We start from the raw sequence: 15,181 nt of genomic DNA on the forward strand, positions 1-15,181 counted from the left end.
TGATCGGGAAACTGTCAAGTCCGGTTCGGCGGGAGGCCGCGCGGAAAAGGACCAGCACACTCTGGCACCTCGCTGCGCGGCCGACCCATCCTCCTGGCTCACCGGCTACCACCGGCTCAACATCCGCTACGACCGCAAAGCCACACACTTCCTCGCGTTCCTCACCCTCGCCGCGGCACTGACTTGCTTCAAGAAGCTGACGAGATGCGCCACATGAGACGTGGTCTAAGGAGGAACCCGCCGATGGTGAGGGCCGCCGATGCAGTTCCGATCCACAGCACGGTATGCCGAAGGATTCCAGGGAGGGGCCGGCGCGCGGCGCGTTCGTCCCGCACCACCCTCGACCATTTTCAGTTTTACTGCGTGCGTTTTCATTCTGCTTTCCCGACTACCTGTACGTGATCGGAACTCACGTATCCCTGTTGAAGTGTGTGCCCCGTCTCGCCAGCGCCCGAATTGTGAAGGCAACCACTCCGTACCCGACGCGACACGACGGCGGCACGGCACGCTGGCTTGTTCGCAAAGCCTTGCCTCTACGGCCACGACCCAACAGTGTCCACGCCAACACAGATGCGGTTTTCGCCGAAGGAAGGAGCGGGATACCCGAGGGCAATCGATCGCACTCATCCGCATTGTCCTACTTCGAATACACAACCGTACTGGACGTGGATGCCATCCTCGCGATTCTCAACCGCAGGCGGCATGGGGAATTTCCTATGACGGACCCTGCACTTTGCGTATACTGACCGATGCGGTCGATAGTCGGTCCGAGTGAGTCCCGAGCCGACCGTCGGTGGCATTTTACCGAACGCTGCCGCGCACATGGCGTGCGGATCGTCAAGCGCTGAGTGGACTCCACCCATTCCGAGCGACATTGCAGCACGGTTTGTGGGGTTCAGCTTTGCCTTTCGCCGCTACCCGGGCACGCCACTGCTCGTGCTGCTCGCACAAGGCGTACCAGTCCCCCGCGGAGACAGATCGCCACTTCCGCGCCAACTCCTCCGCGCGTACCGCCGGCCTTTCCCGCTCGACTTCGTTTTCAGCATGCGCAGCCCAGTCGACAAGTTTTACCCAGCACTCGAAATCTTTTATCAGTTCCGCTTGTTTATCCCATTGCATTTCGCACCCCATGAGACAGATATCAGAGCTCTAAAGCTCCCGCGCGACGGCGGCCGGAGTCGATCACCAGACAGAACGTCACCGATTATCGATTAGACGATCCCGTCTGGACTCTCACATTCCACTCAGCGCCCCGGGTTCCAATTACTTTACTCACAAAAGTATCCGCCGAGGTTGCCGCGCAGCGAGAACCGATTCGGATATCGCTGCATCGGTAACGCCTGCACAGCAAAGAAAGCGCCGGATGCGATCGCGTATCACCCGACCATCCGGGTCACGACAGCGCCCCGGAGAAGACCCGCCTCCATAGCCGTATCCGACTACCTCGAGCCCACTCCAACTCTCAATGTATTGAGGATTCAACACTTCTACCTCCAGGAGGGTCGATGTTGACGGATTTCGACTCTCCCACGCCGATAGGTCTCCGAACATGGGGGAATCCCCTACGATGCAGTTGCGAATGACCACACAAGTCGATGCCAGGTTCGAATGAGACATGTTCTGATTGTGAATCACCTTGCGCGACAGCAGTTTGCACACGGAATGTTTCGACGAGACGGACAACTACTAGCCAAGGATGGTCTCAGCCCCTTCAGCCGAAGGACTCGTCGAGCATCGCCCGCTCTGCCGACAGCGTCCTGCGCGCGACAATGACGGTCAACCATCTATACCGACCAGGATGCCAGCGGCTGCATCGGCGCTGCCCTGCCGCGCCGCGCTCCCGGTCGATAGCTGTTGCAATGCGCACCTCGCGGCGTAGCGTGACGGCTATGGAGCCGACCACCGAGGTGGTGACGGCGCGTCCGGCACCCGCATTCGCGGCGTTTATCGACCGCTATTTCTGCTACGGCATGCCCAGATTTGGTGCGGCCGCCACCCCTGGGGACGTTCTCCCAGGCATCGTACTCGTACTGTGGCCGGTCCACCCGACGGTCGATATCGTCGAGCCAGCCGGTCCACACCGTATTCTGCAGGTCTACCGTTGCACGGCGAGCAGTTTGCAGGCGAGCACCAGAGCCGTCGAATGGTCCTGTGTCGTCGGTACCCACCGGCTTGGAGCCGTGAAGGCGGTTCCAGTGCCCGCCGAGCTGGCCGGTATGGTTCGCCAGCCGCTGTTGGCGCTCGCCGACCCGGATCAATCGGTGGGTCCGAGTCCCCTAAGGCTTGGGCGCAGGTGGTCGTTTCGGGCGGCGGCATCGCAGTGGGCCTCAGACCTACGACGTTTCATTTCCTTCGAGCCTCCGACATGTTCATAGGATGACGGGAAACGTATGACGAGGCCGACCGAATCCAGCACCGTCTCGCCCGCATCGGCCCGCCGCGGCCGACAAGTCACGGCCGCTGGACGCCGAGTTCTGGTGGGCAGGACATCAGAGATGCAGTGCATAGAGCGCGCACTGGAGAGTGCGCGTTCGAATTCCTCCTACGCTCTCGGTGTCGTGGGTGAGCCGGGAATCGGCAAGTCTCGCCTGCTGGAGGAGCTGTGTCATCGAGCGGAATCCGCCGGGTTCGAAGTGCTGATCGGCCGCGGCGCGGAGCTGGAGCAGGAGGTTCCGTTCGGAATTTTTGTGAATGCTTTGGACGGGCGCTTCAGGTCCCCTGCGCCTGAGGCCGCCGCGCACTTGGGTCCGGACCGGCTGGGTGAATTGGCTGCGGTGTTTCCGTCGATGGCGGGCCGCGGGGGGGCGGATCAGGAACCGACTCGAAATGGAACGCTTCGAGTTCCATCGGGCCGTTCGCGCGACATTCGAGCAGCTCGCGTCCCATAGGCCACTCGTGTTAGCCCTTGATGATCTGCACTGGGCCGATCCCGCTTCAGTGGAGCTGATCCGCCACCTGTTGAGAGGTTTGGTGCCGCACATGGTGCTGGCGCTGGCCTACCGTCCGCAGCAGGCGGGACGTCTGTTGCGCGATGCCGTCGCACGAGCCGCACGCGAAAATCTCCTGGACGAGCGCGAGTTGTTGCCGCTGACGATCACCCAAGCCGCCGAGGCCATAGGCGAGCGGCCGGATTCTCCGCTCGTCCAGTTGCTCTACGCCGAAAGTGGCGGCAATCCGTTCTATCTCGAACAGCTGGCACGCCACGCACGCAATAATCCGCGCCCTCCGACCGGCGGCTACTTGGCTGGAAACCGGCAGGATGCGGCTGTACCGATAGCCCTGCGCAGGATGATCACCCAGGAGGTTTCCGGGTTGGCCCCCGACACGCTCAGGGTGCTGCAAGCCGGGTCGGTGGCCGGTGACCCGTTCGGTGTCGACCTCGTCACCGCGATCGCCGCTACCGACGACGCTCAGGTGCAGAAATGCCTCGGTGAACTCGAGGCGGCTGATCTCATTCGTCAGGACAGCACGCGGGGTCACTTCCGTTTCCGCCATCCGATCGTGCGTCGGGTCGTGTATGACGAGTCCATGCCCGGCTGGCGATTCGGCGCCCACAAGCAAGCGGCGGGCGTTCTCGCGAAGCGCGGTGCCTCCTTGGCGGTGCGAGCCCACCACATCGAGCATTCGGCCACACCCGGCGACGAGAAAGCCGCCATGACGCTGGCGGAAGCGGCGGCGACAGTAGTACTTCGGGCACCGGCAGCAGCGGCCGGTTGGTTGGAGGTGGCGCTCCGGCTGCTACCTGCCGCCGCCGATCCGCAGCGGCGGATCCTGCTGCTTCTTATGCTGGCAAAGGCTCTCGCTTCGGCCGGGCATCTGCGCGAGTGCCGGGCCGCGCTAGAGCAGACGCTGGAGCTGCTACCAACTGATTCGGTGGGCGATCGGGTGCGGATCATCAGCATGATCGCCGCTGCCGACCACAGACTCGGATGCGCTGACGAAACCCGCCAACTCATCTTGACCGCCCTCGACCAGGCACCCACAGGTGGCGCGGATGCGATCAGACTGGAATTGGAGCTCGCCGACAACCAATGGATGTGCGGGCAGTGGGAGCAAGTGCCGGTGACTCTCGATCGAGCTCTGGCACAGGCGGAGACTCTCGCGGATTCGTCGCTGTTGATCGCCGTGCGGGCAGCCGACGCCGTCTGCACCACCGAGCAAGGCAATGTCGGCGATGCGCTGAAACTGGTGCAATGGGTCGCTGACCGCCTCGACACGGTCGAGGTCGTTCAGGCGCCCGAGCTTCTGGGCGCGCTCGCCAACCTGGTTATGGCGGAGATCTACCTCGGCCATTTCCCTGCAGCCCTCCGGCATATCGAACGCGGAATCGAGGCCAGTCGCGCTACTGGTCAGCCTCATACGTTCGGCCGCTTCGTGTTGGGGGCTACTACGGTGAAGATCCTTCTCGGCCGATTACACGAAGCGCGCCAAGATGCGGAGGCCGCTTTCGAGGCAGCGCTGCTGCTGGACAACGATCAGCTTCGTGTGGCGGCCGAGAGCGTTCGATGCTGGGTGGAGACGGTATGCGGAGACCTACCGACCGCGCTGACCGCGGGGCAGGCAGCGGTGCACACCGCCAGTCGTACACCTCGCGCACAGTATGTGTGGCTGGCCCACGCGTGTTACGGCCAGGCTCTCATCGAATCGGGCGAGTTCGAGTTGGGCCGTCAAGAGCTTCTGTCGGTCGGCGGGCCGAACCTTGTCAGCATGTCTCCCGGCGCACGCCCACTGTGGCTCCAGACGCTGGTAGCTGCGGAGGTGGCTGTCGGTCGCATCGAGTCGGCCGAAGCGATTGTCCGAGAGATGAAGGATATTGCGCACGGCTTGCCACACCGCGAGGGGAGTTTCTTTCACGCTCAGGCCTACGTACAAGCAGCTCGGGGTGATCTCCGGGCTGCCGCAGCCTCGGCCGCCCAAGCTCGCGAATACTGCGACATCGTAGCGACGCCGGTATCTTCCGCACGAGCCCGACTCGACGCCGGCCGCGCTTTGGCTCGGACAGGCGATGTCGCGGCGGCCATCCAGGAAATCGAGATCGCCCACGGCGTCCTCCTGGACGTCGGCTCCGTTCGTCTCGCCGACGAGGCCGCGATGGAACTTCGAACTCTGGGGAAGCACGTCCGCCACGGCTCCATGGCCGAGGACTCTGCCGACGCATGGGTCGCGAACGCGGCGTCGCCGTGCGAGTCGCACAGGGGTTTACCAACCGTGAGATCGCCGCAGATCTATTCATCAGCCCTAAGACCGTCGAGAAGCACCTCGCCCGGGTCTTCGCGAAGCTAGGGGTATCTTCCCGCGCCGGTGTGGCGGCAACGATCAAATAAACACCCGGTTCGGACAACGACCGCAGCGCCCGTTAGCCGGGTTCAGGACGTCGCCGTTTACAAGGAAAGCGCCTTGCCACGCGGTGATCGGTTCCTACTCAAGATATGTCGTCGGCTGGGCCGTCAACTCTGGCACACCGCTTCGTTGACGCCCAGTGCGCTTTGATACAGCAGGCGCGGCTCACCCCACCAGGCCATGATCCACGCTTTCCCATCGTGGGTGTTCGCTGCCGTGTCACCAGGGCTGGCGTCGTCGGTTCCCCACCGTCCACGGCGTCGCGCTCCAGCCATGGCCGGCGCACAGACCGACCAAGGCACGGTACCTACCTAAACCGAATCGGTACCGGGGCTGGTCTGCTACCGATGCCTTCGCCGCCGATTGTCGCGACAGTGAAATATCAACCGCGGTGCCCCGACACCCACGGTCGGACCGAACACAGCTCAGATCGAGAGGATGATCATGTCGCAGCCGTCAATCGTCACCGCAAGCGAATGTTCGCACTCGGGTTGGGACTGTGGCTGCCGGGTGTGGCGGGGAAGCCGTGTCCAGGAGATCGGCACAGGCAGCCAGCACCCGAAGACCAACTCTTGCGGGGGCAGGCTCACCCATAGTGGTGCCGATCTTCTTGTGACGCTGCATGCCGAGCCGTGCGGGCGTCGCCGCTGCTTCGGCGAGACAAGACCCGGCGCTGCAACGATGTCCGTGTGCGACGGACTCGCCGGAAGACACGGCTGGCGTCAACGCGGACTCCCACCCACCGAAGTCGAATATCACCTTTTGGAGTCATAGCCAGATGATGTCGCAGGACCCCGAGCATGCCGAGATCCTTTCCGACGTGCACCAAACTTCGCCATTCGACACTGCCGACACGAGGATTCCGCTGTATCTTCCGGAATTTTCCGCAGATCCTTACCGTGCCTACCGGGACATGCGCCGCCGATACGGTTCGATGGTGCCCGTCGAGTTGGCGCCGGGAGTGCATGCCACATTGGTCATCGGGTATCGCACTGCCCTGCGGATCCTCCATGACCCGGAGCACTTTTCCGCCGACCCTCGTGAGTGGCAAAAGGACGTTCCCTCGGACTGCCCTGTGCTTCCATTGCTGAAATGGCGGCCAACCGCTTCGCGCACCAGCGGATGGGAGCACGCACGCTATAGAGGGGCAAGCTCTGCCGCCCTTGCCGCGGTGGATCTGCACATACTTCGCGCCAATGTCGAACGGATCGCTATACGGCTGATCGGCACCTTCCGTGCTGAGGTCGGCGTAGTGGATCTGGTCCGCCACTACGCCTTTCCGTTGGCATTCGACGTCATGAACACCATCCTGGGGTGTCCGCCGGAGATCGCGCAGAAGATCGCTGCCGCTGCGGCCGCGATCGTCGAGGGTGTCGGTGCCGAGGAAGGCAACGAAATGCTCAGGGCAGCGATTCTGGAGCTGGTCACGCTCAAGAGCGCGGAACCTGGAGACGACCTTGCTACGCGGCTGCTCCGGCACCCCGCGCAGCTGAATACCGAAGAGTTGCTCGAGCAGTTCGCGGTACTCTACGCCGGGGGAATCGAGCCGCTGCAGAACCTGATCACCAACACTCTCCTGCTGATCCTCACCGACAATAGGTTCGCGGGAAGCGTGCTCGATGGGAGTCTGTCGACCCGCGATGCGCTTGATGAGGTCTTGTTCAACAATCCCCCGATGGCGAACCTCGCCTTCACTTACCCGCGGTACCCGATCCTGATCGATGACGTCTGGCTACCGGCCCACCAGCCGGTCGTGATCAGTTTGGCCGGCTGCAACGACGATCCCACGATCAGCACCAGCGACCCTGCCGGCAATCGCGCGCATCTGGCATGGGGCGCAGGGCCGCACGTATGCCCCGCCAGAACCATGGCTTACCTCGTCGCACAAGACGCGATCGACCAACTGCTCGATGCCCTGCCGGAGATGCGGTTGGCTGTCCCGGCCCACGAGTTGTCCTGGCGGCCGGGGCCGTTTCAACGGGCGCTAGTCACCCTTCCGGCGATACCCGGCCCGTTCGACCATCGAGCTCGATTTTGACGTCCGCCCTATGTCGGTCTTCGAAATCGTGCGCGCGGATTTCGAAGTCGTGTGTATGCGTGCGTTGCAGCCGCGCGGGTGCGGAGGTCCTCGTGGCCGGACACGTTCATCATCGGGGTCGGTGCCGGTGGCGCCACTTCTCCCTGGCATGAATGAGTCGGTAGCGACTCAGGTCGTAGAAATCCCATCCGCCGGTCACGGCGGCAAGGTGTGGTTCGGCCGTACGGAAGTTCATCCGCCGTCGCGGCTGACGGGGACCAGGGCGTCACTGTCCGGTGCCCCTTTCTTATGCACCACGGCCGCGCCGCCTGAATCGGCATCGACGCTCGCCGGTTCGGCCCACGAAACCTGGTTGTCCACGTCGCGCAGTCATTTGGACAGGTTTCCCAAGGATCGCGAAGGACCTCGGTGTGATCGAGCCTTCCGCACGGCCAACGTTCATCAACGCCAATCTTCCTTGCGGACTCGATCCAATAGATGGCCCGGCACATGGCCGATTATGTCGGCGCGAGTCGTGATCATGAGTTTTTGAAAGATTGCAATCATCTGAGCGCCAACTGTTTTCGGCGAGCCACTGCGGCGAGCAGCAATCGCGACGTTGGTCCAGCCGGCCGCCGCGAGCAATGCGACCTCGCACTCTGCCGCTGTCAGAGCTGACCAACGCGTGGAACTTTCCGCGCCGGGACCGCGCCGAGGGACGAAAGTCCCGAGCGCGAATCGCTGCACCTCGCCTCGCTCCGGACGCATGGCGGTTCCCGCCTCGTATGTCGCGGCGAATCTGTCTCCACCGAGGACCCGCCGCGCGGTGTTCACCGCGATCGCATTCTCGACGGGAACATGCCGATATGCGGTCTCCCCTAGCCCCAGCCTCAGGTGTAGCCGCTCACAACCACCGGCAAGTATGGCGATCTCGGATGCGAGCTCCGCGGGATCCGCCGACTCCGCTCGAGGTTCGCCGAGCAATTTGGCAAGGCACCATATGCGGACGTGGACCGCCCAAACCGCTCCCCACTCATCTCCCCGAGCCTGCAGCGCATTCAGAGCACGCTGACCCACAGCCAGCGCTTCCTGCGGATCGCCATGTTTTGCCTGCACGACCGCCCACGCAACTTCTGCCCAGCTCGCAGCAACCGGCCCCCCGGACGCTGTTGCCCGATCGAAGTGCCGACGACCGATCGCGAAGGCTTGGGCTGACCCACCGTACAAGCCTGCCGCGATCGCTTCAAGGAACTCCGCAGTGGCCTCACTCCCCTTATCGCCTGCTATGCCGAACTTGTCGCGTGCGCGGCCGAGCACGGTGATCGAAGCCGGGTCGCCGTGCGCCAACAGTAGTGCGGTACCCCAGGCCATTTCGACCACGACCGGCCTGCCGACATCGGCCTCAGGATCCATGCGCCACGACGAGCGAGTTTCGACATCCCACCCATACACGGCCATGCAATCGTCCAGCATGCGCTCCGCCGCCTCGTTTTCACCCTGCCAGACCATCAGCCAGGCGGTATACGCCATGGCTGACACGCGGGCCTCGACCGATTCGTTCGCCGACATCGCCGCGAGCGCCTGGAGCGCCCAGCGGAGAATCTCGCGCACTTTGCCGAGGAGGAACGGAAGGCGGTAGGCGGCATGAGTTGTCAGTATTTCGAGTCCAAGGCTAGCCGTCACGGGATTCGCACGCGCGGTGTCGGCGGCCTTGTGTATGTTCTGCCAAGCTCCGCGCGTCCACTCCGCCCACACATGCTCGCCGGGGCCGAAAGAGCACGCATACGCTTCCAGAACCCGGGCGTGATAGTACCGGAGATGTGATTGCGACAGGCGTGCGATCTCGCCGGAGTCACGCGCCCCAAGGCGCTCCTGCGCGAACAGCCGTACGCTCTCTGTAAGCGTGTAACGCACGGTGCCATCGCTGAAGTGAACGGCGACCAATGACTGACCGACGAGGTTGTCGAGCAACGCTTTGATCTCGTACCGGTGCAGTCCGAAAGAGGAATTCGACTGGACCGTGTCGTCGGAACAGATGGCTTCGATCGCATCAAGGGCGGCGCCCTCGGAGGCCGGCTCGCCGGACTCCCGGAATTCCGGCTCATATCCTGATGCGAACGCTGATAGACGCTCGAGTAAACGTCGCTCTTTGTCGGTGCACAGCTCATACGACCACATGAGGGCATCTCTGACACTCTTGTGCGAGGTGTCCTGCCCGAATCGGGTTCGAGACCGCCAGTGGAGGCGCCGGTCGGCCGCATCCCCGCTGAGCCCGTCGAGAACAGCCGCCAAAGGCTCGCGGCGCAGTCGGGACGAGGCATGCCGTATGAACAATGGATTGCAGTGGAGCCGGACGCAGACCTGCTCGATCGAATCTGCCTGTTCTTCGGTCGTGGCGCTCGGACATGCGAGTTCAGCATGCTGTTTGAACAGGGCGACGGCTTCAGCGAGAGTGAGCGGTGGAACGGCGATCAACTGCTCATCTATCCACCGCAGTGGCTCCCGGGAAGTCGCGAGTACCGTAAGGCCGGCTACCCTTCGCAGCAACTCATCGACCAGCACTGCGGCGTCAGGGCGGACGTGTTCGCACCTGTCGAGCACCAGCAGCACTCGGTCCCCCACGTTCGACAGCATGTCGATTGATGCCTCGGTCGGGTCGACCGATGGGAGGTCTGCAGCCCCCACCGACAGTGCTACTTGCTCCGCGACAGCAACCAGATCCGCTCCTGCGTCGATCCGCTCGAGGCGTGCCCAGAAGACAGGGTAATGGGTCGCTTTGCAGAACTTCCGCGCCAGTTCGGCCGCGAGCCGTGATTTCCCGATTCCACCGGGGCCGATCAAAGTGATCAAGCGACCAGGCTCGACGAGCAGCCGACCCACTGCGTCGAACTCTGCCTCTCGACCAATCAACGAACTCCCCGCCGCCGGTGGGCAGCCGCCACGGTTCACCTGCATCGCCATAACCCGCACAGAATATGCGGCCGATCGTGCGTGGCGGCAACACCCCGACAATGGGGCGTACCTACCTACGTATGGCTACGCCGCCGACATGAGGTGCATGACCCAGCCCTGGCGGCACACGTCGTCACACGATGATGGGTCGTCGCGTAACGCGTTTCCGTCGCGCGTGACCGCTGCAATCCCGAACAGACTCGAATCTGCAGTGATGCTGGGCCCCCTTGCCAGGCGCATTCCCGCTGCGCGGCCGGTGGTGCGCCCGGACCAATGCGAATCACCTACTCAGAAGAAGTCGGTATCCAGTCCGTCAGTTACCGATGTGGTCACTCCCGCGGACCGAAATGCTACGGAGAAGCGCAGCCCCCAGTCGTCTGTAACCGCCCGGAACGCGGGACTGCTCGAATCAAGGGGATGATGAACACGTTACCGCAGTCCATCCGCCAGCCACCGAGGCGCGACCCCGACAGTTCTGCCGCGGGCCGGTCCCGGGCGGCCCGTCGGTTGCCGAACCGGACGATCCCGGAATCATACTGCTCGCCCTCACTCCTACCGTGCCTCGAGCGTGATCATGTAGCTGCATCGACGACGCGCATCGGCCGAATGCGGCTCGGAGCGCGGGCTACACCCACATTTGCGCAGACATCTGCCCGACCGGCACGTCCGGATGCGCGGCCAGGCGACCGTAGAACGTCCGCCGGAATCGCACGCCCCGCTGCGCCGCCAGGATCGTGCATTTTGTACACGGACTCCCGCGAGCTTCGTTCCGCCGCAGGAAAGCTTGTTGACCCGCATTTACAGGACGTGCCGCCATTCCCAAATGTGAGAACCGTCGCGCAAGCCGTAAGCAATGCTTGCGGTTACGGTCTGTGATCACGCTGTTCGCGGTGCGGCGGCTGCGACGCCCACTCTCCTCGGGGTCGAGCGTCGTTTATATCTGCCAATCCGATGCTGTCGCGCTGCCATCGCATCCTCCGATGACAGCCGGTGCGATTTCGTGGAAAAATACTGTGTGCACTGAGAATGCGCTCGTCCGCGTCCCCGATCACGAGGGCGAGAAAGCGGAATACCCTGCTGCGGCAACGGTAGGCCATAACTTCGAAGCTGAAACCGGTATTCGTGCACTGGCGCTTTTGGCCACAGAACCGATGTACATGGGGTCGCGCGCGCGAACCGACGATCCGCCTGCGTGTGCGGAAGTGGATCCACTCGGCGCACAAGGGTCCGGCGTCAAAAGCCTTTGCGGTAATCGGACGTTTGCCGAGGAATTTACCGAGGTGTGCTGCGCGAGGGCCGCATCGGGAGTTCGACGGCGGGCCGGCCTGAGGCGTCGGCGACGTCGGTCCGGCCCGCCACGTGGAGAGGACCTGCAATGACCCACCTCGCGTTCCTGCTGCTCGGGCTTGGCAATGGCGCGGTGTTCGGCGCGCTGGCGCTAGCTCTGGTACTGACCTACCGCAGCTCCGGCGTGTTGAACCTGGGAGCTGGTGCCGTTGCACTGCACACCGCCTACGTGTACGGATTCTTGCGCCAAGGTCGGTTGTTACTTCTGATTCCCGGCCTACCGACGTCCGTGACTGTGGGTGGTCCGATGTCGGTGTTACCTGCGATGGCGATCAGTATCGCCGTCGCGTCATTAATGGGGTTGTCGCTCTATATCGTTATCTTCCGTCCTCTGCGCCGCGCTCCCGCCACGGCGAAGGCAATAGCCGCGTTGGGTGTCTCACTTGTGTTCAGCAGCCTTCTCGCACAGCAATTGGGGACAGTGCCTGTAACAGTTGGGCCAATCTTCCCGACGCAGCTGTGGCAGGTCGGGAGCCTGCGCATCCCGGCGGACCGGGTCTACTTCGCGCTGGCCATCGTGCTCGTTGCATCGGCGTTGACACTAGTGTTCCGGACCACCCGATTCGGACTGGTCACTCGTGCGACGGCGGAGACAGAACGCGGCGCGTTCATCACGGGACTCTCGCCAGATCGGGTCGCCGCCTACAACTGGATCATCAGTTCCGCCGCCGCCGGCTTGTCCGGAATTCTCATCGCACCGATCGTGCCACTGGTGCCGGTGGCATACACCCTGTTCATCGTGCCCGCGTTGGCTGCGGCGATCCTCGCTCGGTTTCAGCTGATATTGGGCGCCGCCCTGGTCGGAATCGCGATCGGAATGCTGCAGTCCGAAATGAGATACCTACAGACGCAGACGCCCTGGGGGGTCGAGTCCGGTGTGCCGGAGCTGGTTCCGTTGATCTTGATGATCCTCGCGTTGGGTGTGCGAGGCCGGTCGCTACCGTCGCGCGGAGACATGTCGCTGCGCACCTTGGGCCGAGCACCGCGTCCGTCTCGGGTCATCCCGGTGACTGCGCTGGCCACCTCCATCGCGGTGGCCGGCTTGCTCCTACTGCACGGCACCTATCGCGCCGGATTGGTTGTCAGTCTCATCATGTCCGTCATCGCGCTCTCGATTGTCGTGGTGAGCGGCTACTCGGGCCAGTTGTCACTGGCGCAGCTCACGCTCGCCGGCGTCGCCGGGTTCGCGCTCGGCCCGTTGGGCAACGACCTACACCTGCCATCCCCGATCGCCGCGCTGGCCGCCGCTTGTGCCGCGGCAACACTCGGAGTGATGACCAGTCTGCTGGCGCTGCGCGTGCGTGGGCTCGCCGTCGCTGTCGTGACCTTGGCACTGGCCTTCGCGCTAGAGGCGGTCTGGTTCCGCAATCTGGACGTCGTTTCCAGTTCCGGCGTGCCCGCACCGCGACTGACTCTTTTCGGCCATGAACTGGGCATCGGGTCCGGTCCGGCGTATCCCCGATTGCAGTTCGGGCTCCTCTGCCTGGTCGTACTCCTCACGGTGGCGGTCGGGGTAGCCACGCTACGGCGGAGTTCGTTCGGATCACAATTGCTGGCGATACGCGCGAACGAGCGAGCCGCTGCAGCAGCGGGCGTACACGTGGTGCGGGCGAAAATTCTTGTGTTCGCGCTCGGTGCGTTGATCGCCGGCTCGGGCGGCGCGCTGCTTGCCTGGCAGCAGCAAACGGTCACCTTCAACGCCTTTTCGGTCATGTCGGGGCTGACGTTGTTCGCTACTGTGTATCTGGCCGGAATCACCTCGATCTCGGGGGGAATTCTCGCCGGTTTCGCCGCGACCGGGGGGCTGCTGCACGTCATCGTCGACAGGACGGTTGGCGCCGGCTTGTGGTACATGATCGTCTCCGGCGTGCTGATGATCGCCATGGTCATCCTGAATCCCGAGGGAATAGTCGGTCCGGCCCACGCGCGTTTGGCTGCCGCTCGCGCCCGGCTCAGACCGCTACTGCAACTACCGCATACAACCACACAATCCGAAGTCCGCGCGGCCACACCGAACTCCGAACCAGTTCTCGTTCTCCGTGGCGTGGGGGTCTGCTATGGGGGCGTGGTTGCCGTCAATTCCGTTGATATGACGGTCATAAGGGGCAGCATCGTCGGATTGATCGGCCCCAATGGTGCAGGAAAGACCACGCTTATCGACGCGATATCGGGGTTCGCCGCCCACACCGGACAGGTGTTCCTATCAGGTCGCACCATCGAGCGATCCGCACCGCATGAGCGTGTTCGTGCGGGTCTGGGCCGGACGTTTCAGGCGCTCGACCTCTATGACGACCTCAGCGTTGCGGAAAATGTCGCGGTCGGCCTCACCGCTTCTCTCGGGCGGCGCCGCAGTACGACTGCTGAAGCGATGCGGCGCACTTTCGAGCTCCTAGAGTTGGAACCGCTGCGTGACTGCCTCGCGGGGGAACTGTCACAGGGGCAGCGTCAGTTGGTCTCCATCGCAAGAGCTTTGGTCGGTGAGCCAGCGGTATTACTGCTCGATGAGCCCGCGGGCGGGCTGGACGGCACCGAAACCCAGTGGTTACGTGACCGGCTCGTCCGCGTCGCGAACAGCGGTGTCACGATCATCATGGTCGATCACGACGTGAATCTCGTTCTCGGCCTTTGCGATCAGGTTCATGTACTCGATTTCGGATCCGTTATCGCTTCCGGCGGACCGGACCGAATCCGCAGCGACAGCGCCGTCATCGCGGCGTATCTCGGCGATACGTGCGGTGAAAAGACACAGTCATGAAAACCTGTTCTCCGCGGCTGGAATGCCGCAGACTGGTTTGCGGTCACGGTACCGTGCCTTGCCTACGTCCGGTCGAATTGAGTGTTTCGCCGGGCACCGTCATCGCTGTTCTCGGCCCCAACGGGGCCGGAAAATCGACGCTACTCAATACACTCGCCGGCATGTTGCCGCCGTTGGGCGGCGATATCGTGCTCGATGGAGTACGCCTTCGCGGCGGGCGGCCGCGGCAGGCGAACAAGGCCGGCATCGTATTGGTGCCAGACGATCGCGCGCTGTTCACATCCCTCACGGTGCGGGAAACTCTCATCCTCGCAAAGGGTTTCGATGGCGCAGCCGATCATGTGTTGGATCTGTTTCCGGTGCTGAAATCCAGGCTCAGCGTTTCGGCTGGAGCGCTATCGGGCGGCGAGCAGCAGATGCTGGCCATTGCCCGTGCGCTGATTCAGCGGCCGAAGGTGTTGCTCATCGACGAGCTGAGCATGGGATTGGCACCGGTCATCGTCGAAAAGTTGCTGCCGGTCGTGCGACACATCGCCGAAGGCATCGGTGCGGTCGTGGTAATCGTCGAACAGCATGTGCGACTGGCCCTGGAAGTCGCCGACGAAGCGGTCGTTTTGGTGCACGGCGACGTTGTATTGCGCGGTGCCGCCACCGAACTCGCTGCTGATAGACAACGTTTGGAGGCTGCCTATCTAGGTGGCCACATCGATGGGCTGCCCAAACCATGAATGAGCAGCCCCTGAAGAGGAGAAAGGTAATCGATATGCGAT

At 63.3% G+C, this 15,181-nt stretch carries 6 protein-coding genes and 2 pseudogenes; 7 read left to right on the forward strand and 1 reads right to left on the reverse strand.

The features are described from left to right. The 5 genes and pseudogenes from ABZW96_RS34985 to ABZW96_RS35005 form a co-directional block, all read left to right on the forward strand. Positions 1 to 217: pseudogene (locus tag ABZW96_RS34985) on the forward strand (hypothetical protein); the annotation flags it as partial. 2,173 nt (positions 218 to 2,390) lie between these two features. Next, entirely contained in the window at positions 2,391 to 2,888 is a 498-nt protein-coding gene (locus ABZW96_RS34990; RefSeq protein WP_355080841.1) for an ATP-binding protein, read from the forward strand. Then, a pseudogene (locus ABZW96_RS34995) lies at positions 2,827 to 2,955 on the forward strand (AAA family ATPase); the annotation flags it as partial. The gene ABZW96_RS34990 and the pseudogene ABZW96_RS34995, both read left to right, overlap by 62 nt. Positions 2,956 to 5,156: 2,201 nt before the next feature. Further along, on the forward strand, positions 5,157 to 5,324 hold the full coding sequence (locus ABZW96_RS35000; RefSeq protein WP_355080842.1) for a helix-turn-helix transcriptional regulator: 168 nt from the start codon (positions 5,157 to 5,159) through the stop codon (positions 5,322 to 5,324). Positions 5,325 to 6,118: 794 nt separating this feature from the next. Next, entirely contained in the window at positions 6,119 to 7,378 is a 1,260-nt protein-coding gene (locus ABZW96_RS35005) for a cytochrome P450 (RefSeq protein WP_355080844.1), read from the forward strand. A gap of 441 nt (positions 7,379 to 7,819) precedes the next feature. Here ABZW96_RS35005 and ABZW96_RS35010 read toward each other — a convergent pair whose 3' ends face one another. Next, positions 7,820 to 10,318 (reverse strand): LuxR C-terminal-related transcriptional regulator, encoded by a 2,499-nt coding sequence (locus ABZW96_RS35010; protein WP_355080846.1) that lies wholly within the window; start codon positions 10,316 to 10,318, stop codon positions 7,820 to 7,822. Between the two features lie 1,366 nt (positions 10,319 to 11,684). On the opposite strand from ABZW96_RS35010, the gene ABZW96_RS35015 reads away from it, so the two are divergent. Then, positions 11,685 to 14,411, forward strand: a complete 2,727-nt coding sequence (locus ABZW96_RS35015) for an ATP-binding cassette domain-containing protein (RefSeq protein WP_355080848.1) — start codon at positions 11,685 to 11,687, stop codon at positions 14,409 to 14,411. Then, positions 14,408 to 15,139 carry an ABC transporter ATP-binding protein gene (locus ABZW96_RS35020; RefSeq protein WP_355080850.1) on the forward strand — a complete coding sequence of 244 codons (732 nt, stop codon included), beginning with the start codon at positions 14,408 to 14,410 and terminating at the stop codon, positions 15,137 to 15,139. Before ABZW96_RS35015 ends, ABZW96_RS35020 begins: the two co-directional genes overlap by 4 nt. Positions 15,140 to 15,181 lie beyond the last annotated feature (42 nt).

Source organism: Nocardia sp. NPDC004168, from assembly GCF_040610355.1.
In the GTDB taxonomy this organism is placed as follows: Bacteria; Actinomycetota; Actinomycetes; order Mycobacteriales; family Mycobacteriaceae; genus Nocardia; species Nocardia sichangensis.